Origin of the sequence: Streptomyces sp. NPDC001728 (genome assembly GCF_040297565.1) — a bacterium.
Lineage (GTDB): Bacteria > Actinomycetota > Actinomycetes > Streptomycetales > Streptomycetaceae > Streptomyces.
In genome coordinates this window covers 149402-170404 of the sequence record NZ_JBEOZK010000017.1, presented here as the reverse complement: position 1 = coordinate 170404, position 21003 = coordinate 149402, and the positions used below count along the sequence as shown (strand labels likewise).

12 protein-coding genes and 1 pseudogene are annotated in these 21003 nt (G+C 69.3%); 4 read left to right on the top strand and 9 right to left on the bottom strand.

Annotated features, from left to right (window positions below):
* Together ABT154_RS24330 and ABT154_RS24325 are read left to right on the top strand one after the other, a co-directional pair.
* Window positions 1–634, top strand: a 634-nt coding sequence (locus tag ABT154_RS24330) for a hypothetical protein (protein WP_351858980.1), incomplete at its 5' end; no start/stop codon positions are given.
* Window positions 635–645: 11 nt separating this feature from the next.
* Window positions 646–1278: a hypothetical protein gene (locus ABT154_RS24325; protein ID WP_351858978.1), complete on the top strand. Its 633-nt coding sequence runs from the start codon at window positions 646–648 to the stop codon at window positions 1276–1278.
* A 378-nt stretch (window positions 1279–1656) separates the two neighbouring features.
* Here the strand turns inward: ABT154_RS24325 and ABT154_RS24320 are convergent, their stop codons facing one another.
* Entirely contained in the window at window positions 1657–4815 is a 3159-nt protein-coding gene (locus ABT154_RS24320) for a tetratricopeptide repeat protein (RefSeq protein ID WP_351858977.1), read from the bottom strand.
* A 1052-nt stretch (window positions 4816–5867) separates the two neighbouring features.
* Between ABT154_RS24320 and ABT154_RS24315 the strand changes: the two genes are divergently transcribed.
* On the top strand, window positions 5868–6305 hold the full coding sequence (locus ABT154_RS24315; RefSeq protein WP_351858975.1) for a sensor histidine kinase: 438 nt from the start codon (window positions 5868–5870) through the stop codon (window positions 6303–6305).
* Between the two features lie 14 nt (window positions 6306–6319).
* Here ABT154_RS24315 and ABT154_RS24310 read toward each other — a convergent pair whose 3' ends face one another.
* The 8 genes and pseudogenes from ABT154_RS24310 to ABT154_RS24275 all read right to left on the bottom strand — a co-directional run bounded on the left by ABT154_RS24310 (window position 6320) and on the right by ABT154_RS24275 (window position 20044).
* Window positions 6320–6583: a hypothetical protein gene (locus tag ABT154_RS24310; protein ID WP_351858973.1), complete on the bottom strand. Its 264-nt coding sequence runs from the start codon at window positions 6581–6583 to the stop codon at window positions 6320–6322.
* A gap of 397 nt (window positions 6584–6980) precedes the next feature.
* A pseudogene (locus ABT154_RS24305) lies at window positions 6981–11238 on the bottom strand (DUF6531 domain-containing protein); the annotation flags it as partial.
* Window positions 11239–11745: 507 nt separating this feature from the next.
* Complete coding sequence (locus ABT154_RS24300; protein ID WP_351858969.1) at window positions 11746–12498, bottom strand: phytanoyl-CoA dioxygenase family protein; 753 nt, start codon at window positions 12496–12498, stop codon at window positions 11746–11748.
* Window positions 12499–12517: 19 nt separating this feature from the next.
* Complete coding sequence (locus ABT154_RS24295; RefSeq protein ID WP_351858967.1) at window positions 12518–15082, bottom strand: YcaO-like family protein; 2565 nt, start codon at window positions 15080–15082, stop codon at window positions 12518–12520.
* 32 nt (window positions 15083–15114) lie between these two features.
* On the bottom strand, window positions 15115–16302 hold the full coding sequence (locus tag ABT154_RS24290; protein WP_351858965.1) for a JmjC domain-containing protein: 1188 nt from the start codon (window positions 16300–16302) through the stop codon (window positions 15115–15117).
* A complete protein-coding gene (locus ABT154_RS24285; protein WP_351858963.1) occupies window positions 16299–17855 on the bottom strand; it encodes a radical SAM/SPASM domain-containing protein in 1557 nt (518 codons plus the stop codon). Before ABT154_RS24285 ends, ABT154_RS24290 begins: the two co-directional genes overlap by 4 nt.
* Window positions 17856–17925: 70 nt before the next feature.
* Entirely contained in the window at window positions 17926–19725 is a 1800-nt protein-coding gene (locus ABT154_RS24280; protein WP_351858962.1) for a JmjC domain-containing protein, read from the bottom strand.
* A 25-nt stretch (window positions 19726–19750) separates the two neighbouring features.
* Entirely contained in the window at window positions 19751–20044 is a 294-nt protein-coding gene (locus ABT154_RS24275; RefSeq protein ID WP_351858960.1) for a hypothetical protein, read from the bottom strand.
* A gap of 62 nt (window positions 20045–20106) precedes the next feature.
* Here ABT154_RS24275 and ABT154_RS24270 point away from each other — a divergent pair, with 62 nt between their 5' ends.
* The gene (locus ABT154_RS24270; RefSeq protein ID WP_351858958.1) at window positions 20107–20988 is read left to right on the top strand and encodes a glycosyltransferase family 92 protein; all 882 of its coding nucleotides are present in this window, start codon (window positions 20107–20109) and stop codon (window positions 20986–20988) included.
* The last annotated feature ends 15 nt before the right edge of the window (window positions 20989–21003 follow it).

Below are 21003 nucleotides of genomic sequence, written 5' to 3'. Positions count from 1 at the left end.
GACGCCAGCGTCAACCACACATCGTCCGCGGCTACTTCGGCGGCCCGCATGTCCGCTACGTCCTGGACGAGAACCCTTTGAGTTTCTGATCAATATGGGTACCTCGGTTGACCAACTCCTTCTGAATCAAAAGCTCGGCTTTCTGCAGCACCTCTTCTGGTGGATCTGGATCAGCGCGTCATGGATGGCGTTCGGCATGATCATGTCGAACCAATTCTCTTCTTCCTTGCGATGGGCTACAGGATGCTTCGCCGTGATCACCCTTACCTATTACGGTGCATACATTGGTTGGCACAGGATCTATCTTGCCGGTCAATCAGATGGGTCGCCGCGCAGGGAGGGTACGACCGAGACAGTGGCGGGCGGCGCTCGCTTCATTGTTACTGTCGTTGGCGTATTGATCGGCCTAATTTTCGCGTCGCTCAGAACCGAAGAGCCTTCGCTTTCGATGAAAGTTGGCCTGGTCTCTCTTGGTGTGAGCATGGTGGTAGGAATCATTCTCTTCATTGTCACCTCGTCAGGTCTTGTGGGAAGTCGGGCTGAACTGGCCGCGGGGATTATCTTGAACACCGCGCTCTTGTCTCTCACATACGGGCTTTCTTGTGTCGTTTCCGACATGCTGGCCAGGAAGTAGGGCTAGGAGAAATGGATGGCGTCGCGGAGTCGGAAGTTCGACATGTGCTCGAAAGCTTCACCAGCTTCCGATTTGATTCGGAGGCGTGTGAAGAAATTGACCAGTTCTGCGAGGAGGAATTTTCGAGGCCAGTAAAGACTGGGGAGAGATCAGTCGATCAGTCGGCCAGTCAGCTGCTTGTGGCGGCGGCAGAGTTCTCGCTGATCGATACCATTCCGGAACTCTGCATCGCAGACCTCGCGAGTTTGGGCAAGTGGGCCGAGAGAGATATTTGGGTAGGGGTAGAGGATGTTTGGAAGGCGGAATTGAAATCCGACTGTCATATGGGTTGGTTCCACCCTGGATTTGCCGGGTACCCTGAAGCGGGCGCAGCTGTATTTTCTGCCGATGTGGGGAGAATGCGAATTGCGAATCAGGGTAATGGGTTTTCCGGTGGTGTCGAGGATGTTGCTGTAGCTGTCGAGCGGATGGAGAAGGCGCACGGGAGGCATCCAGCAAAGTCGTTCCAAATGATCGCAAAAAGTGGCTTCCTTCGACTTCAGGGAATCCTGTGGTGCGCCCAATTCTCCATCATGGGCGTTCCTGGGTTTCCTCAGTCGACTCGCGACGCCGTTCGGTCTTTTTGTGACCGGCTAGAGATCTAGGGCTAGGCCGATTCCAGTCCGCGATGAACGCGGTGTTAGACGGCGAGATTGCTATCTCTGAAGCGGCCGATTTGGCTATGTCGTAGATTCAAGGGTCGGCAGTGTTGAGAGAGCCCAGGCGGCTACCGGCTCCGAAATATCATCGCGTTCGCAACTCGCGCGGCCGTCGCCGGACCGAGAGCCAGATCGATGCCGGGGTGAACCTTTCAGCCGGCGAACCCTGGCAGGTCTACGGGTAGGGGCTGGACTCCTCTTCAGCGCGATGACCCACGACCTGCACGACCTGCACGACAAGTACGGGAAGTCCGTGCGCAGCGAGATCCGCCGGGCCTTCGAGCCGTTTCCGCTTGACGACTTCGAGATCTGCGCCCGGCAGCGTCACGCGGAGAAATGGGCCCGGGTATCCGCAGGGAGTCCGCCGCCGTCGATGGAGTCTCGCATCGTGGTCACGAGTGCCGTCGCCTGTTCGGCCAGCGCCTCGTCTTCGGTCTCGCCGAGTGCGGCGACCGCAGCTGTACAGAGCGAGATGGCCTCCTTCGGGTCCGTGGCCCACACGGCCGACGAGAGAAGGAAGAGTGCCCTTCCCTCCCCATGGCGGTCGCGGGCCATCCGGAAGAGCGTGATTGCCTCACGGATTGCCTCGGTGGCCCGGTCTGGCTGCTCGAGCGTCGCCCACGCCTTGCTGAGGTTCATCAGCGCCTTTGCCTGCGTGTGGGCGTCGCCGACCTCCTTCAGTAGGTCGCTCGCTTTCGTCAGCAGACGGGCGGCCTCGGTCGGTTCACCCGTCTGAAGTCGGATGGTCGCGAGATTGTTCAGGGCGAGGCCTTCGCCGCGCTTGTCCCCGAGGTCGCGGCAGAGGGTGAGCGCCTCCTCGAGTACATCTGACCCGTCACCGAGTCCCCCCGCACGCAGCGCCGTGCTCAGATTGGTGAGGGCCATGACGACTCCATGACGGTCATCGGCCCGATGGAAGGCGTCGCGTGCAGCCGCGTGGGCGGCCGCGGCCTCACCGGCCCGTCCCAGTTCTCTGAGTGCCAGGCCGAGATTGTTCTGGGTGACCGCCTCACCGTGCCAGTCACCAACGAGACGGCAGATCTCGATGTCTCGCTGGTACGCGCTCACCGCTTCCTCGTAGCGGCCCAACTCGACCAGCGAGCGTCCGAGGTTGTTGAGCGCGGCGGCCTCACCCTGGAGATTTCCCGCCTTGCTCTGGAGGACAACGGCCCTTTGCAACAAGGGAACGGCCCGCTCGATGTCACGCATCTCGTGCAGGGTGCGTCCGAGATTGGTCAGTACTTCCGCTTCGCCTAGAAGGGACCCCTCCGCTGTGTAGATACGGAGGGCTTCTTCGTGTGCGGTGACGGCTTCGGGGAACCGGCTCAGTCCTCTGAGGGCGCATGCCCGTGCGTCGAGGAACGCGGCACGGAAGGCGGCAGGGTCGTTCTTGGAGCAGTGCTCCAGTGCGCTGTCGTACACAGCCGCCAACTCGGCGAAACCGTGACGCAGTTTGAGGTAATCGCCGATACGTCCCGCCATCGCCAGGATGACGTAGGGGTTGTGAGTGCCGGGTGTGGTGGTGAGGACCGCGACGAGGTTCGCCCGTTCCTCGTCCAGCCAGGAGAGTGCGGCGGTCCGGTCAGAGAACCTAGGCGCCAGAGACTGACCTGGGGAGAGGTGGCCGTGCGCCTCGTCCAGACAGTCCGCGTAGTGGCGTAGCAGCCGCTCCAAGGCGGCGGACCGACTTTCGGCAGTATGCTCTGTCCGCCCGGTCTCGCCCGCGTAAAGACGGATCAGGTCGTGCATGCGCCATCGGCCGTAGGTGGCCGTACTCTGCACCAGATGTCCGCGCCCCAGGGCCTCCAGGAGCTCCTCGGCCGTGTCCGGGTCGACATCGCAGAGCCGGGCGGCGGACTCGGTGGAGACGTCGGGGCCGGGGTTGAGCGCGAAGAGCCGGAAGAGCCGTGCCTGGTCCTGCGGCAGGTGTCGGTAGGACAGTTCGAAGGCGGCTCGTACCGCGAGGTTCCCCCGACTCAACCGGCGCAGGCGGCGATGCTCGTCGTCCAGAGCCTGGGCCATCGAGGACAGCGGCCGGGCCGGCTGGTCTGCCAAGAGGGCGGCGACGATCCGCAGCGCCAGTGGCAGGTGCCCGCACTGCCGGGCGATTACCTCGGCCCTCGCCGGGGCATCATCGATCCGCGTGTCCTCCTCACCCCGGCTCGCTCGCAGAACGAGGCGTAGCAGGTCGACGGAGTCCACGGGATCGAGGACCGTTAGGTCGTGCAGGCGGGCGTCCAGGTCGGACAGCGTGTGTCGAGAGGTGATCAACACGGGGGTGCGCGCGTCACCCGGTAGGAGGAGGCGTACCTGCTCGCTGTCCACGGCGTCGTCGAGGACGATCAGAGTGCGTCGTCCCTGGTTGGCCAGGTCCTGTAGCGCCGATCGGTACAGTCGCGCACGGTCCTCGAGAGACACGGGGATGTGCTCGTGGTCGACGCCCAACCCCCGCAGCATGGAGGCGAGCGCCTCGTCGGGACCCTGACGGCGAGCGGGGTCGTATCCGTAGAGTTCGACGGCGAGGACACCGTCGAACCATCCGTCCCGTGCATAGGCACGATGGGCAACCTGCCGCACCAATTCGGTCTTTCCGACGCCGGGGAGTCCGGCGACGACGTGGACCGACGGTCCCTCGCCGACGGCACCCGGGTCCAGCACCGAAAGCAGCCCGTTCACGGTGGTCTCCCTGCCGGTGAACGTGCCGGACGGGGCGGGCAGTCCCGAGAGGGCGGAGGGGGTCCGACGGCCAAGGTGGACGGGGGCGGCCTGCGCAGCTCCACCCACCGACGCTGCCGCAGCGTTGTCCTCCGACGGCATCACGCGCCGCAGCCCGTACTGCGGGAGTCGGTCTGCGAAGAATGCCGCGTCGAGGCAGGTTCCCAGGGAGTTGAGGAGAAGGTCGCCCAAGGCTAGTGCTGCGAGGCGGCCGGGAGCCCCGGTCAGGGCCTGTTCGGCGAGGGCTGTATTCACGGCAACCACGTCGCGCTCATCAGGCCACTCCACCCACAGGGCGCGGAGCATGCGCCACGCCGATTCCGGTGCGCCGTAGATCCGGGGAGCCGCGAGTTCGTCGAAGGGGGCACGGAGTTCGTCCGTCAGCCAGTCACGGACGAAGGAGGAGAAGTCGTCGGACCGACGGGCGCGGTCGCAGAGTTCCTGGAGCGGCCGGGCCGGCACCATCGAGACGAAATGGAAGTCGTGCCCCGCTTCGGCGTGGGTGCGGAGGTGCCGCCAGATCCCCTTCGCGTCCAGGGCCGCGACGTTCCAGCCATTGGCGTTGCGGTTCTGACGCTTGACCTGGTGCACCTCGGTGCGCCCGCCGTGACGGTACGCGAACTCGGTACCTTCGCCGAGGATTCCGTTCGGCTCAAGGGTGAGCGAATCGCCGTGCCCCAGGAGGACGTACAAGGTGTGCCTAATCGTCCAGGCGCCTTCGTAGCGGTTGCCGAACTTGTCCGTCTCACCACCCGGCCTCGGTGCCACCGGTTCCCCCTGTCCCGCCCGCCGGACGACTCCGCGACCCCGCCTCGTGCACGGTCGCGTGCCACGTCACCGTACCTGGCGGCGCCGACAGTGGTGCCCGCACCGGACGGCCTCCGGAGCTCCCTCGGCCTTTCACGACGAAGGCGGTTGCTCGTTGGAAGACAACAGGCACCAGCGCTCCCTCGCGCCAGAGCGACGGGCCGCTTTACCGATGCCAAGCGCAAGGCCTCGTCTTCAGATACTGGGTGAGGGGGACTGACGGGCCGCCAGCCTCGCAAGCGCGGGGAGGACTGTTCAGTCAGGAGCCTGGTCGCCAGTGCAGCGAGTCTGGGGACCAGTTGGGGACCACACGATGTACGCGCTGGTGCACGACAGGCCGGCATGTGTACCGTATGCGCCCGGACTAAGTCCGCTATATCCAGAAAATACCCTTGACCCCTACTCCTGGGGGTCAAGGGGTCGCAGGTTCAAATCCTGTCGTCCCGACTCGAAAGAGTCGCAGATCAGGGGCCGTTTCAGAGCAATCTGAAACGGCCCCTGACTCGTTTTTGGGGACCACTTGAGGGCCAGCGCACGTCACCAGGGCGAAGCGCTCCTTGACTCGGTCAAGGAGCGCTGGTGGCTGCATGGCTGTCTCTCCCAGGTCATGTTGTGCTTCTCGGCGAAGTCGCGTGCGGGCTTGGTGAAGCCGTTGAGCCCTGGTGTCCTGGCTGGGAGAGCCGCCCGAACGCACCGTTGCCCGGCGGTGGTCCGGGGCGGGGACGTCGACGGTGAAGGTCCAGGTCCCGTGCGTGCCGTCGGTGAGCAGGTGGGGACAGCGAGCGCCGATCTGGTGGGATTGGGTGTCCCTGCAGCCACAACGCTGGTAGACACGGCCGCGGCCAACGCTGGTGCACGTAGCAATCGCCTTCAGGAGGCGGAGAAGGAATCCTGCAGAGACCGCCACGGTATCGGTCGGCACAGGCCTGACCGGTTTTCCGGTGGACCTGCTCATCCGGGGAGGCATTGCGCAGATACCGGGCCGGCTCGTTCGACGCGAAGGTAGGCGGCCGGTGGCGGTGCAGGAGGTGGTCCGCGAGGCGGTGGACGTACTGGCGGGCGAGGCGGCGGAGCGCGGGGTGACGGTCTCGGTACGGGCCCGCCCGCTGATGGTCGACGGCGACGCGGTACTACTCGACCGTCTGGTCCAGAACCTGGTCGTGAACGCCGTACGCCACAACGTCCCCGACGGCCGTGTGGAGGTCCGCACGGGGCCGGACATCGGCATCGAGGTCACGAACACCGGCCCCGAGGTCCCGCCCGAGACGGTCCCGCTGCTCTTCGAACCCTTCCGCCGGCTGACGGAACGCACCCACGCCCCCGGCGACGGCGCGGGCCTCGGCCTCTCGATCGTCGATTCGGTCGCCCGCGCCCACGGCGCGACGGCGGAGGCCACCGCCAACGAGGGCGGCGGCCTCACGGTCCGGGTACGGTTCGCAGCCGACGGCTGACTCCCGGATGCCGGTCAGCCGTCGCCGCGGAGCCGGCGCCCGATCTCGATGTCATCCTCCAGCGCGCTCAGCCGCGGCGGGGTCCTGGAAGCGTCCAGGACCACCACGTGGAGCCGGTCGCCCTCGGCCGGGGGCGGCGCCTCCTCCGACCACCACGAGGGGTGCTTGGCCTGGTCGATGAACCCGTCCCCGCCTTCCGCGGTTTCGATCGTCACGAACGACCCCACCATGGTCACCACCTTGATCACCACGTCGAACTCTTCGTGATTCCTGACCACGTCATCACCCCTTCTCACCATACGGAATCCATGTCCGCTTCATCACCAGCTCGTTGAACCGGTCGAGCTTGTCCACCGGAATCGTCCACTCGATGCGGGGCGCCCCGTCCTTCCCCTTCGTGTCGTACACCTTCATGTAATCGGAACTGGTGAACTCCTTCAGGAAGTCCGGGTGCATGTCGTACCGCACCATGCCATTCGCGAAGTTGACGCCGCCGTTCGGGCTCCAATACTCGGCGGCCACGTCCCGCTCACCGAAGTAGATCTTTCCGTCGGTGAGGTAGCCGCCGCCCATGTCCACGCCCGGCTGGTGGTTCGCGGGGTTCGGGCCGTGCTCCTTCTCGTACTCCTTGTCCTTGTGCTTGGGCGTCCGGTAGATCGGGAAGGTCGGGCACTCCGGGGCTAGGCCCAGGTGGTCCGTCCAGGTGTGCGGGTTGTGGACGTACGTGAAGGGGTTCGCGGCCGGGGCCAGTCCCAGCGGGTCGGAGGTGAGGTAGCGCGCCACCTCGGGGTCGTAGTGCCGGAAGTGGTTGTAGTTGAGGCCCGTCTCCGGGTCGAAGTACTGGCCCGGGAATCGCAGCGGGGTGTAGGCGACGCTGTCCGCCGCCCAGGTCGTCGTGCCCCACAGGGTGGTGCGGGTACGCCAGGCCGTTTCGCCGTTCTCGTCGAGCAGTTCCCTCGGTGTGCCCACGAGATCGGTGACGATCGCGAAAAAGCGGCGGTCGACCTCGTCCTGACCGGCGAGGTGCTCGGTCTGGGCGACGGGACGTGTCCCCTGGTGGTCCCAGGTGAGGGCGACTGGACGGGGCAGCTCGGCCGAGGTGGTCACCTGCTCGCACAGGAGCAGGCCGTCCCAGGCGAAGTCGGTACGCTCGACCACCTCGTCCGCGTCGTCCAGCCGCTGTTTGGCGACCCGCCGCCCGAACGGGTCGTAGAGGTAGCGCCAGCGCGTCCCGTCCGGGGTGACGGCCCCCACGAGCCGGTCCTCGGCGTCCCAGGTGTAGCGCCAGCTCTCCACCTTGCCGGAGAGGTGCGCCTTCCGGCGCAGGGTGACCCGACCCTGGCCGTCGTGCTCGTAGCGCACCCGGCCGGCGTGTTCGACCCGGGTGCCGGTGTAGGAACGCGCGCCCGTCGCCTCATGACCGGGGTGGGAACGGGGCCAGTCGGCCTCGGTCTGGTTGCCCGCCTCGTCGTAGGCGTACCGCTCGCTCCAGCCCTCCGCGTGGACCGCCGTGACCCGGCCGACGGCATCCAGGTCGAAGGTACGCCGTCCGGTGTGCTGGTCGTCCGTGTACGTGAGGGTGTGGTCGGCGCGGTAGCCGTAGTCGCGGCGGTGGAGGCTCCGGCCGGCCGCGTCCCGTACCGACTGGGTCGTCAGACGGCCCAGCTCGTCGTAGGCGTGCGCGAGGGTGAACGCGCCTCCGAAGTCCCGGGTGGTCTCGCGTCCGGCCGCGTCGTAGCCGAAGTCGATCGTGCGCCCAGCCGTGGTCAGGCGGGTGCGGTTGCCTGCCGCGTCGAACGCCCACTGGCTCGTCACCCCGACGGGCGTGGTGCGACTTGTACGGCGGCCCAGGGCGTCGTACGCGTGCGTAAGGGTCCGCCCGTTGACGGACTCCGCGGTCGGCCGACCCCACTCGTCCCGGGTCATGGACAGGGTGACACCGGGAGCGGTGGCCGCGACGAGCCGACCGCACAGGTCGTAGTCGAAGGCCGTGACCTGCCCGTCGGCGTCCTTCCGGAGGATCCGCCCGAGAGCGTCGTGCTCGTAACGGACCTGCTGACCCAGCGCATTGGTACGGCTGGTCGTGCGGCCCACCGCGTCGTACGTGTACCCGACGGAGCGGCCGTCGAAGTCGGTCTCGCCGGCCAGCCGGCCCGCCGCGTCGTAGGAGTAGTTCCAGGTCATTCCCTGGGGGTTGACCACCTGGGTGAGACGCCGCTCGGTGTCGTGCACGAACTCGTGGCGCACGCCGTCCGGAGCGGTACGCGAGCGCATGAGGTCGAAGTGCGTGTACGTGAACCGTGCGACGCCGCCCAGCGCGTCGGTGTGGGTCAGGCAGTTGCCCTCCCCGTCGTACGTCCAACTCTGCCCCGACCCGTCGGCCTCGACCCGTCGGGCGAGCAGACCTTCGGTCGTCCACTCGAAGGAGATCGTGTTCCCGAGGGGCCCCTCCACGGCGACGGTCCGCCCGAAGGCGTCGCGCCGGTAGCGCGTGACGGCGCCCAGGGGATCGGTGAACGCCAGGGGCAGACCGTGCGGATCACGGTCGAAGGTCGTGGTGTGGCCCAGGGTGTCCGTCACCGCCACGGGCGCGCCCGACCCGTCGTACACGAACGTGGTCGTGGCGCCGTGCTCGTCGGTCGACCGGATGCGGTTGCCCCGCGCGTCGTACTCCTGGCGCAGCTCCACGCCGTCCGGAAGCACGGTGGTCAGCGGCAGATCGAGGTCGTTGTAGACGCAGGAGAGCGCGGTCCCGTCGGGGTTGCGCACGGCGGTCAGGTTCCCGCGCTCGTCCCAGTCGAGACGGGTGGTGTGGCCCAGGGCGTCCGTACGGCTGAGCAGGTTGTCGTGGCGGTCCCAGCTCTGATGGACGGTGTTGCCGAGCGGGTCGGTCGTCGCGACGACCTGGAGGTGCTCGTTGAAGTGGTGGACCGTGGTGGCGCCGGTGGAGTCGGTGTAGCGCGTCACCCGACTCTCCGGGTCGTACGTGAAGGTGGAGGAGAGGAAGCCGTCCGGGCCGATGGTGCGGACGACGCGGCCCGCATCGTCGTACGCGTACCGGAACGTGGAGTCGTTGCGGTCGGTCCAGGATGTGATCCGGTCGTCCTCGTCGTAGCCGAACCTCAGGGCCAGACCGGAGGAGTTGGTGACCGCGTCGAGGTTGCCGCGCTCGTCGTAGCCGTACGTCAGCAGCGTGACCGGACCTTCGGGGCCGCGCAGCGCCAGGCCGGTGACGCGCTGCGCCTCGCTGCTGACCTGGACGGTGTATCCGCCGGTGTGGGTGACGGCGGTGGGAGAGCCGTCGGGGCGGCGGGAGAAGACGACGCGGTTGTCGTTGCGGTCGCGGATCTCGGCGAGCCAATAGCCGATCGACGAGAGGTAGGGGCTGCCGGTGAAGGTACGGGTCAGGCTGGAGTGCGGGTCGCTGACCGTGTACACGGTCTCGTCCTCGTGCTGCCCACCGTGGACGAGGGGCAGCCGATCGCCCTCCACGGGCAGCACGGGCTCACCGCCGGGGCGCGGCAGCTCCGGGTAGACGAGCAGGGAGCCGTCCTCGCGGGCCCAGACCGCGCCCGTGCCGAGCGGGTCGAGTTCGAGCCGCTCGTCCAGGCTGGAGGCCCAGCTGCGGCCGAACCACTGGCCGTGGCGGTACTCCGACAGATGGGTGCGGCGCAGCACCAGCGGCAGGACGCCGGGCAGCGACAGGTCCGTCTGCGGCAGGGTCATCTCGCCGGTCACGACGTCGACCGGGTCGTTCTCGCACACCGTCTTGTCGAGGGAGATGGCGTGGCGACGCGGCTCGTCGCGCGCGCCCCGCAGCGGTTCGGGTCCGGTCGGAGCCGCTGTGCTTGCTGTTCGGCCCGTCGTTGACCGTGTTCTTCCGGTCCTTGCCCCGGTCCTCGTCCGGTTTCCTCTCCTTGGCGAGGCGTGCGCGGATGTCGTCGTCGTCGTTGTTCTTGTGGTCGGTGGAGATCCGCTTGACGGCCTTGGGCAGGGTTTCGCCGACGTGGTCGCCCATGGTCTTGGCGGACTTCACCAGGGCGCCCATGGCCTTCTCGATGACGGGGTCCAGGGCGTCGGCGATGTCGTCGCGGCCCTTGTTGCGGCCCTGAGCCGACTTGGCCTTGGTGAGCTTGCCGGTGGTCTTGCCGTGGATACCGACGCTCACGCCGTTCAGCTTCGTACTGGCGTTGTCGTGCTCGTCGTGCTCGATGTGGAAGCCCTTGCCCCCGGGGCGACCGCCACCACCACCTCCGGCGGAGGCGAGGTTCAAACCCTCCTTCGCGCCCTGGACACCCTCGTTGAAGCCGTCCTTGCCGGCCTGCTTCGTCTGGTCGAGGTTCACACCGTTCTGGACGCCCAAGGCGTCCATGCTGACCTGGACCACCAGATCGGCGGCCATGTTCTCCAGTGCCGCCACGGCCGGTTCGGTCATCACCCCGACGATGTGACCGACCGCCTCTTCCATCGCGCCCGTGATGAGCTTCAGCAGCTGCTTCTTCGTGAACGCGATCGCGCCGGCACCCAGCAGCGCTGACAGGCCACCGGTCACCGGTATCAGCGCCATCGCCAGCCCCGTCTGACCGGCCAGGACGCCGAGCTCCGCGACCGCCTTCCACTTCATGGCCTCGATCGCGCCCGCCGCCATGTCCAGCGCGCCCGCGATCGTGCGGGCTGCGGAGACCATGTCCTTCAGGTGTTTGCCCTTGACCTTGCCCCAGTGCTCGTTCAGCGCGTCGATCGCCTCACCGTGACCCGACGACAGCAAACGCTCCATGTGGTTGTTGGCGAGCTGACCGTCGTCGGCGAGGTCGCCCGCGAACTCCCGCAGGGCGTCAGCCATTTCGCTGTAGGCGTCCTCGTCCACGTTGGGCCAGTTCACCCCCACCAGGTCCAGCAGCGTGTCAGCCCAGTCCCGCACTGTGACAGCCATGATCGAAGTTCCCCCGTGCGCAAGTCTGTTCGCAGAATGCAAGTGCGAACACCTTGTCATGGGAGGCCGCAGTCGATCAATGCGACTTCTCCCTCGGCCGGCTCGGCTGCCCGCCGCGGCGGTGGCGGGCAGCTTGGCCTACGCGACAGACGAGCCCGGCGCTACCAAGCCATGGTCACCCTCGCCTGCCTCCAGCTCTGGCTCCCGTGACTTTCCGGACACGACCTGGCGCAAGGGAATGGGGGACCGGTTGGGGACCACAGGGTGTGCGCGGCAGCGAACGTGCTGGGTGCTCACGCGCAACTCGCACTCAGAATTAGTGCGTTATGTCAGGACCATCCCCCTGATCCTCACTCCTGGGGCTCAAGGGGTCGCAGGTTCAAATCCTGTCGTCCCGACTCGAAAGAGTCGCAGGTCAGGGGCCGTTTCAGAGCAATCTGAAACGGCCCCTTGATCATTTCTGGGGACCATGTGGGGTGAGGGCCTCGCGGGTCCGGCCTCGGGTGGTCAGTACGGGAAGTCGCGGCGGGACTGGTACTGCTTGCCCCCGAGCAGCTCGACCACGAGGTCGGACGGGTCGGTGAGAGCGGCCAGTTGCGCGCGCATGTCCTCCTGGGGCACGCAGAAGGTGTGCGTGTAGGTGATGAGCAGGGCGGACCTCAACTCCGTGGAGCGGTTGGGGCGGGACGTGTGCCACCAGGCGCCGTCGGCGAAGATCACGCTCCCGCGCGGACCGGCGAGGATCTCACCCTCGTCGCACCACGACTCCCCCATGTCCGGCAGCCGGTCCGCCCGGTGCGAACCGGGAATGCCGGCGGTGGCGCCGTTCTCCACCGTGAAGTCGTCCAGGAACCAGATGCATTGCCCGGCGAGCGGGATGGCGGGCCACGGCGGGGTCAGCGTCCAGTAGGGGTGGTCGGCGTGCCAGTACTGCTCGACGGCGCCGGGCCAGAGCGTGTTCGCGCTGAACGTCGAGCAGATCAGGTCCTCGCCGAGATAGCGCCGCCACACGGCGAGGACGAAGGGGTGGACCAGGGCGTCGAGGAACACGGGATCCTTCGCCGGAAGATGCAGGACCCGCTGGTGTCCACTGGGGTGCAGATTGCGCTGCTTCTCCTCGTACAGCAGCCGTTCGAGGGATTCCCGCATCCGGTCGACGGCCGGTTCGGGCAGCAGGTTCTCCACCAGCAGGTAGCCGCGCTCGCCGATGGCGCGGACCGCCGAGTCGGCCTCCGGCAGGTCGATTTCTGTCGTCGTCATGGCGTTCTCCGGTCGGAATTCAGGACCAGCGGGGCAGCAGGTCGCGCAGGAGCGTCAGCCGGGCGCGCTCTCCGGTCGCAAACGGATTGTTGCTCTCCAGACCGGGGACGATCACCCGCACGACGTGGCCGGGCGCGCTCTCCGGGCGGGACAGGTCGAGCACGGGAACGTGGGCGACACCGGCGTCGGCCACCCGCCGCAGAGTCCACCGCAGGTCGTCGAGCACGTCGTCACCGGTGAACCCTCGTGGGAGCGGGGCCGTGATGATGTCCGGGTCGAGCCAGAACCAGGCGTCCTCGTGCGCGATGGGACGCGGCCGTTCGTGCCGACCGAGGCTGCGGGCCCTGATCGTGAGGTCCTCGCGACCTCCCGCCACCGAGCAGGCGATCGACTGGGCGGCCTCCAGCAGGGCCATCTCGACCGCCGTCCCGGGATCAGGATGGGTGCCGTAGCCCTCCGCACGGTCCAGGCCGCGCCACACCGTCACCATGAACGTGGGGACCTTGACCTCGGACGTGATGTCGAGGACCCGGACCACGTGCCCGGCCCGGCGCAGCCGCTCCGCAGCCTCGCGCGCCCGGTCCGGAGCGGTGTCGGGGTCCACGAACCGGAACGGCGGCGCCCCCGTCCCACCGGGGTTCACCAGGGCGACCTCCGCGAGGCGCTGGGCATGGCGCTCCACGTACTCGCACAGCCCGTGCAGCAACGCCTCCTCGAGGGAGAATCCCGACCCCAGACCGTTGGTCGCGATGACCTTCCGTGCCCCGCGCGGACTGAAGCAGACATCGCCCCGGCCGCGTTCGAGCCGCAGCAGGTCGAGCGGGACGAGGACCGTCCCGGCGGTGAGGAGGTCCGGGCAGCGCACCCAGGTCAGCGGCAGCTCGGGGGTGTACCCGCTGTCGTACGGCAAGGCCAGTCCCGCCGGGTCGACGGCTTCGCCGCCCAGCTCGCGGTAGCTGCCCTCGACGAGGTCGTCGGCGCGCGGCACCCAGCGTTCCTGCGCCCACTTCTCCAATTCCTCCATGACGCTGCCGACGTACGCACCGTCCTCGGTGAGCCCCTTGCCGCTTCCGTACGTGCTGGACCAGCGGCCGTCGGGCCGGGCGGCCTGCGCGATCTGAACGCCGCCGATGTCCCCGAGCTCGCCGACCATCCCGATCCGGGTGATCCCGATGGTCTTCGCCAGCCTCTCCGCGTGGTCGCGCGCCTGCCTCAGAGAGGTGCAGAAGCGTCGCTCCCCCGGAGGCTTCGGCCGACCGCGCAGCCGCAGGACAGGGTGCGGTACCGGGCGGGCGGCGGCGGGCAGGGCCCCGCCGGCCATCGTCGCGGCCAGTGTCCGGACGTTGCGCCGAGCCCGCGCGAGCCCCTCGGCGAAGGCGTCCTGGGCGGCGCGGTCGTCGTGCCCCCACCGCGCCCACCGCTGCCGCAGGGCCTCCCGGTCGACGGCCAGGTTCGCCTTGCAGAGCACCTGCCACGCCTCGGCGAGTTCCTCGGCTCCCGCCGGGCGGGGATCCTGCCCGGCGAACAGGCGCAGCGCACCGCACCGCATCACCTCCCGCTTGAGCGAGGCGTCGTGCAGGAACAGTGCGGCGCGCACCGATCGCCGGAACACCTCGCGATCGACCCTGGCCCACGCCGTCAGCCCGGCATCGGCCACGGCCTCGGCCTCGGCACGGCGGTTGAGGGTCGACAGGTCGATGCCGAGGTCCGCGAGCGTGACCCGGGCCTCCTCCGTGCTCAGCCACCCCCAGCGGCGCACGGCGGACCGGAACGTGGCCCGGGCGGCCTCGGCGTCGACCGCCGGCAGCAGCTCGGGCGGTACGGGATGGGCGGCACGGCCCAGCGGTTCGAGCCGCCCCGTGTACGTGAGGAAGGCGAACAGTTCGTCGTCGTCGACCCGGTCGCCGCTCTCCCAGATCAGAGCCGTACCGGTGGCGGCGGGCTCGGCGACCGGGCGCCCCACGTTCGCGCGGGGCCCCTCACCGGACACGGGCGCCACCCGGGCCGCACCCACCGCCTCAAGGACCGACTGGGCATCCCGGTGCTTGAGGTCGTGCCCCGCCAGCATGGCGACGAGGTCGTCGCCGTCGGCGCGATCGAGCAGCCCGGCGGAGCGGACGACGCGGCGGTGGGTGCGCGCCTTGTACGGCAGCTCCAGCGCGGCCGCGAGCAGACGGTCGGCGGTGGGGCGGTCGATGGTGCCGCCGCGGTGCAGTCGGTCGACCGCGTAGCGGACGTTCACCATGGGCACGGTCAGAGGAGCGGCGGTCTCCGCGTCGAACAGCAGCGCGACCTCGTCGTCGCGGCTGACGACGCCGTCGCGGTACCAGGCGTGGACCAGCCCGATGCCGATGACACCGGGAACCTCGGCCGCGCGCAACGCGCCCATGCTGCCGCCGCCGTACACGACGACGCCCCGGTCGACGGCCCGGCGCACCTCTGCCGGGCTGACGGCGAGGGACTGCTCGAAGACGCCGTCGACGATCCCGACGACCTGCCCGGAGGGGAACGCGTCGAGGTCGCCGCGCCGGACCGGTCGGCGGTAGTCGGCATCGAGGAGCAGCCGGGCCTCGGCGAGAGGCATCGAAGGCCCCAGGAACACGACCGGCCGTGTGCTCACCGTACGAGCCCATCGATCTCGCCCGGTCGCGAGCGGCGAAGCAGCCCCTCGGACACGAGCTTCCGGACGACATCGACCGCGGCGCGCGGGGCGAGGGCGCCGGGCAGGTCGACGGCACGCAGCACGCGCGCCCCGGCCACGTGCTCGAACGCGGCCAGCACACCGACCGGGCCGCGGACCGCGCCGCCCGGGAAGTGGATCGTCGCGGAGACGTCGTCCGCGGTCACGCGGCAGTCCGTGCCCCGTGCGCGCACCAGCCACGTCTTCTCGCCGATCCCCTCCAGGCCGCCGCGCTCGCCGAGCCCGCCGTCCGCGAGGACCGCCCGGCGGGCGGCGCGCCGGGCGGACAGCCCGCCGAGCATGCCCGGCAGCGCCGTACGGATGCCCGGGGAGCCGAGCAGATCGGCCAGCCCGGCGGCGAGCGCGTCGGCGTCGGCCGTTCGGGCATGCGGGACCGGCGCGTCCAGACCGGGCAGGCCCGCCACGACCTCGTCGAGGACGTCCCGCCAGCGCAGCGGGAAGAGCCTGATCGTCAGGTGCAGGGACGACGCGGTCCCGGTCCGGGCCGCGTGCCCGCGGTACTCGGGCACGTACAGTACGTCCCCCGGCTCCAGCGCGAACTCCCGCTGCGGGATCCGCGCCCACTCCCGCGCCGGGACCCCGCACGGCTGCTGCGGGCCGTTGCCCTCCTCCACCCGCCAGATCTTGTGCCCGTCGAGCTGCACGACCAGGCTCCCGTGGTCGTCGCGGTGCGGCGCGAACCCCTGCGCCGCGGCCGGTGTGGCGAACACATGGGCACCGGCCGGCGCGCGGAGCGCGACGCCATGCTCGGCCAGGTCGAGTTCGATGCCGCGGCACAGGTCGGCGAGAGCCGGCGAGAGCCGGTGCGCCTTGGTCAGATAGAGCGTCTCGCCGTCCTCGAACAACCGCCGGACCTGTCGCAGGTCGAGCATGCCGTCCGCGTCGACGAGCGTCGGCGGCAAGGGGCGCCGGTCTCCGCCGCGGGCCAGGTGCAGCACGCCCTCGTGCGCGTGGTGCAGGGCACCGAGCATGGCCTCGAAGCCGTCCATGTCGAGCGGCGGGGCACTCGAGGCGCCGCCGGGGAACAGGCGCGGCTCCCGACTCCGTACCGAGTCGACGAAGGCCGCCGCGTCCGTCGGGCGGAGCAGTTCGGCGAGCGTCACGCGTCCTCCCGCCCCGGCTCGGAACCGGCCGGCGGCGCGGGGTGGGGGATCGGCCGGTAGCGCTGGACGAGGAAGCGCCGCCTGCGCTGCTTCTCCTCGGGCGTGCAGGTGGTCACCAGTCTGCTGCCGGTGTGCTTCTCGTCCTCCACGCGGCAGGTCCCGCCGCACAGGTTGCGCAGGTCGCAGGAGCGGCAGCCCTCCCGGTTGTCGACCCCGAAGGCCGCGGCCGTGCGCCCCAGGTACGTCGTGATGTCGCCGAGCGGCAGCTGGTCGACGTGGCCGAGCGCACCGGACATCAGGTGGCAGGGGTACACGAGCCCGTCGGGGGCGACCACGAGCTGCTCGGCGTATCCGCAACCGCTGATCTTCTGCACCATGTTGGACCCGTGGACCTTGTCGTCCTCCTCGCGCAGCTCGCCGAGCAGCGCGTCCACCCACGCCCGCACCTCGTCGGTGTCCAGGTCGTGGTCGAGGTCCGTACCCCGGCCGTGCGCCATGGCGCCGTAGCTGATCCGGAACCGCAGGTCGGTGTCGCGCCACTGCTCGGTGAAGCCCGGGAGTCCCGCTTTCACAGCTGCCCAGTTGGCGGCCATGACGGTCGTGCTGACCCGCGTCTGCACTCCGGCGTCGAGCAGGAGACGGATGGCGCGCACGGCCCGGCGGAAGGAGTGCGGGCCGCGGATCGCGTCGTGGGACTCGGCGGTGGGCCCGTCCACGCTGATCTGCACGATGTCGGCGTAGCGCACGATGTCGCCGAGGTGCTTGGGCACGGCCATGCCGTTGGAGAACAGCGTGACCTCGAGCCCGAGTTCGTGGCTTCGCCGCATCACCGGGATGCAGCCCTCGTGCAGCAGCGCCTCGCCGCCGGTGAGGAGCAGCTTCTCGCCGCCGTTCGCCGCGAAGTCCTCCACCAGCCTGATCCAGCGTTCGGTGGTCAGTTCGCCGTCCTTGGGCAGCAACGGGCCGGAGCCGGTGTAGCAGTGCACGCACTCGAGCTGGCAGCGGTTGGTCAGATGGAAGCGGGCGAACACGTGCGGCCGTACCTGCTTGACCGAGTGGTGGCCGCGGATCCCGCGCACCATCCCGGCGTGTGCGACCCGCGCGACGAGCTTGGCCATCGCCTGCGTCGCCGCGTCCGGGGCGAGCCCGTGGGACCGGTGCAGCTCGAGGGCGGCGTCGGCGGGCGTCGTGCCGGCGACGAGGAGAGTGAGCAGCGCGTGGTCGACGTCGTCGGCGACCAGCAGCTTGCCGTCCTCCACGGCGATCCAGAGGTGGGCGCCGTCGACCTGGTGATGGGCGAGCGAGGAGACGAACGGGACCGGCTCCTTCGTGGGCAGGTCGTAGACCGCGCGGGAGCCGTCGGCGGACCGGCGGTCGGGGTACCGGGCGGGGGCGGCGACGGTGGGCGACGGGGGGTCCGTCAGACCGACGGCGCCGTACGGAGCCCGGTCCGGCGCGCCGAACCGCGGGAACGGCTGTGTGTCCTCGGGTCCCGAGAGTGCGGGTCCCCCCTGCCAGGCGCGAAGGGTCACCAGGGTCTGCTTGCTGCTCATCGTGGCTCCTCGGGGGCCGGATGGGGGAGGGAACGGAGAACGGAGGGCGGCCGGAGCGGTGATCTCGGGATCACCGCAGCCGGGGGCCCGCGACCCAGGCCACCAGAGCGCGACGCAGCCCCTTGGTGACCGGTGCGACGCGGTGGTCGATCAGGGACGGGAAGACCAGCACCGAGCCGCGTTCGCGCGGCAGTTCCTCGGTGTCGACGCCGAACATCTCCAATTCCCCGCCCTCGTACGAGGAGGCGTCGGACAGCTGGACGATCACGGTGATCTTCCGGGGGGAGTCGGCCTGGTCGTGGCTGTAGTCGTTGTGCCGGTGGAAGTGCCCGTTGCCGGGGAGGTACTCGACGTACTGCGGAGCGCGCGTGATGCCTGACAGATCGAACCCGTAGGCGGTCCGTGCGGCCTCCCGCGCCACGGAATCGACCAGTCGGTAGATCCAGTCGGTACGTGGCCCCTTCGGTACGTGCCGGGTCTCCGCTCGCCGGTGGCCGGGATGCCCGGCCTCGTCCACGGTGGTCGGTGCCGTCAGCGGGAGATCGCGGCAGGCGGCGACGAGGTCGTCGCAGTCGGTGGCGGTGAGGCGTTCCCGCAGGCGCATCCAGCCCAGGTGATGGCCGGCCGAAGGGCCGCCGCCACGGACCAGGGTCAGGTCGCGGGTCCGAAGGACGGGATCTTCCGCCCGGGTGGGCGCGGCGGCCGGAGCCGAGGCCGCGTCCGGGCCTCCCGCAGGGGCCTCGGTGAGCACGGGCGATGCCGGTCCGGCGGTGTTGTCGACCGGCCGGAAGAGGTTGTGCAGCACGAGGATCCGGGTCAGCTCGACGGCGTCGTAGTGCTGACCGACCCGTGGCAGCTCGCTCGGTGTGAAGGACTCCGCCTTCGATACGTGGTCGACGACGGGCTGGAGCCGCCCGTCGAGACGCAGGGTGCCGCCGGGGAAGGTCAGTCGCGCGAGCCCGCGGTCGCTGTCGGATTCGCTGGGCATCAGTGGCACTCTGCGCACGACGGTGTCCGGCGCGATCGCGGTGGCTGCGCTGCCCGCCACCAGCTGCCCACCGGGCAGCGGATCGAGTCCGACGACGCACCGTACGCGGCGTTCCCGCAGAAAGGCGGGGACGTCGAGGTCCGGGAGGTCGGGCAGCGCCGGACCGAGGGCCGTGGGTCCGGTGACCGAGCGGCGGAACGGCTCGTGGTCGCGCAGCATGTCCGCCATGGCGTCCGCCCAGGACAGCGTGTGCAGGCCGAGCGTGAGGTGCAGCGACGCCTCGTCGGTCGTGTGTGCGACGTGGGGGAAGTCCTGGGGGACATACAGGACGTCGCCCGGCTCCAATGTCGCGGAGACGAGCGTTTCCGAGCGCCGCGACCCGGGCGCGAAGACCTCCCACCGCTTGGTGCCGTGCAGTTGGACGACGAGCACCGCATGGTCGTCGTGGTGGCGATCGAAGCCCTGTGCGCGCGGCGGAGTGAGGTACGCGTTGGCACTCACCGGTTCGGCGGGGAGCACGCCGAGCTCCAGCAGGTCGAGCTCGATGCCGCGGCACAGCTCGCCGACCGGGGAGCAGCGGCGGGCCAGGAGGGAGAGCAGCAGCGTGGCGCCGGAGCGGTAGGCGGTCAGGACGTCCCGCCCCGGAGACCGGTCGGAGTGGTGGGGGACGACCGGCCGTGCCCGGCCTTCCCGCACGACGCTGAGATCGGCGCCTCCGCCGCAGGCCAGCCGTTCGAAGTCCTCGATCGTGAACAGCCGCCCGACCAGCGGAGCGGCGGCCCCGCGGAGCAGCAGCGCTTCGCGCTCCCAGCTCGTGCGGAGGAAGGAGGCGACGTCCGGGCTGCCGAGGACGGTGGCCAGCCCTCGCTTCTCCGTGTCCATGGGAATCAGTCCCGAGCGGCGTCGCTCAGCAACTCGGCCCGCCGATGTTGGACGCGCATCCCGTGCAGGCCGTGATCATGCCGAAGCTCTGGTTGTCCAGCTCGATGTCGACGGTCTGGAGGGAGATGGACATGACCTCCTCGGGTTCCGGCGCCTTCTCGTCGCCGGCGTCGCCCTCGCCGGCCGCATCCGAGGTGTCGGTCTGCCCGGTGCGGCGGCGGAGCTCGATGGCGACCCGGTCGCCGTCGTTCAGCTCCACTCGCGGCGTGTCGGCTCCTTCGAACACCTCCACCACGATCTCTTTGCGTGGCTGAGTCATGTCGGTGTTCTCACACATGGTGTACTCCTGACTTGTCACGTCAAGGTGTGACGAAGGGGACTATGTTGAGGGAAAGCCTTCCTAGCAGTGACCTGAATCACAGTCAACGAAATGGGGGTCCAGACGAGGGTGTGACACCCGAACGGCGCTTTCCGCTGGACCTCGCCATCGGATGTACCTTCCGGAACGAAGCCAGGTTCCTGAGGGAGTGGATCGAGTTCCACCGGCTGATGGGCGTTCAGCGCTTCTTCCTCGTCGACGACCGCAGCGACGACGACTACCGGGACGTGGTGAAGCCGTACGTCGACGAAGGCGTCGTCCAGGTCATCGAGAAGCCGTGCCCGCCGACGTACGCGGGGCGCCGGTGGAACCAGTACCAGCACGTGGTCCTGGGCGGGCTGTGCAGGGAACTCCGCGGAGCCGTGCGCTGGCTGGCCCTCGTCGACGTCGACGAGTTCCTCGTACCGACCGTCGCCCCCACCGTCATCGAATTCCTCGCGGACCACGAGGAGGCGGGAGCGGTGCACGTGGAATGGCGCATGTTCGGAACATCGGGCGTGCGGCGGCTGGGTACCGGGGAACTGCTCACCGAGCGCATGTGCCGGCGCATGGCGGCACGCCCGAATCCTGGGAAGTCGATCGTCAAACCGCACCGGGTCGCCCAGGCGGGGATTCACCGCTGCGAGCTGCTGCCCGGCAGCGCCTACGTCACCGTTCCGGCCGACCCGGCCCCCGGGCGCGGCGGCATGCGCGTCCACCACTACTGGACCCGGGACGAGGAGTTCCTCCTCGGCACCAAGCTTCCCCGCGCGGCGGAAACGAAGGGCTGGGAGCTGACATCGGAAGCCGTCGACTTCCATCGCACGGCGTACGACGACGTCGAGGACCGGCAGATCCGGCGGTTCCTGCCGGGCCTGCGGGAGCGGCTGGGGCGGGCTCGGTAGGACTCGCCGCCCGCC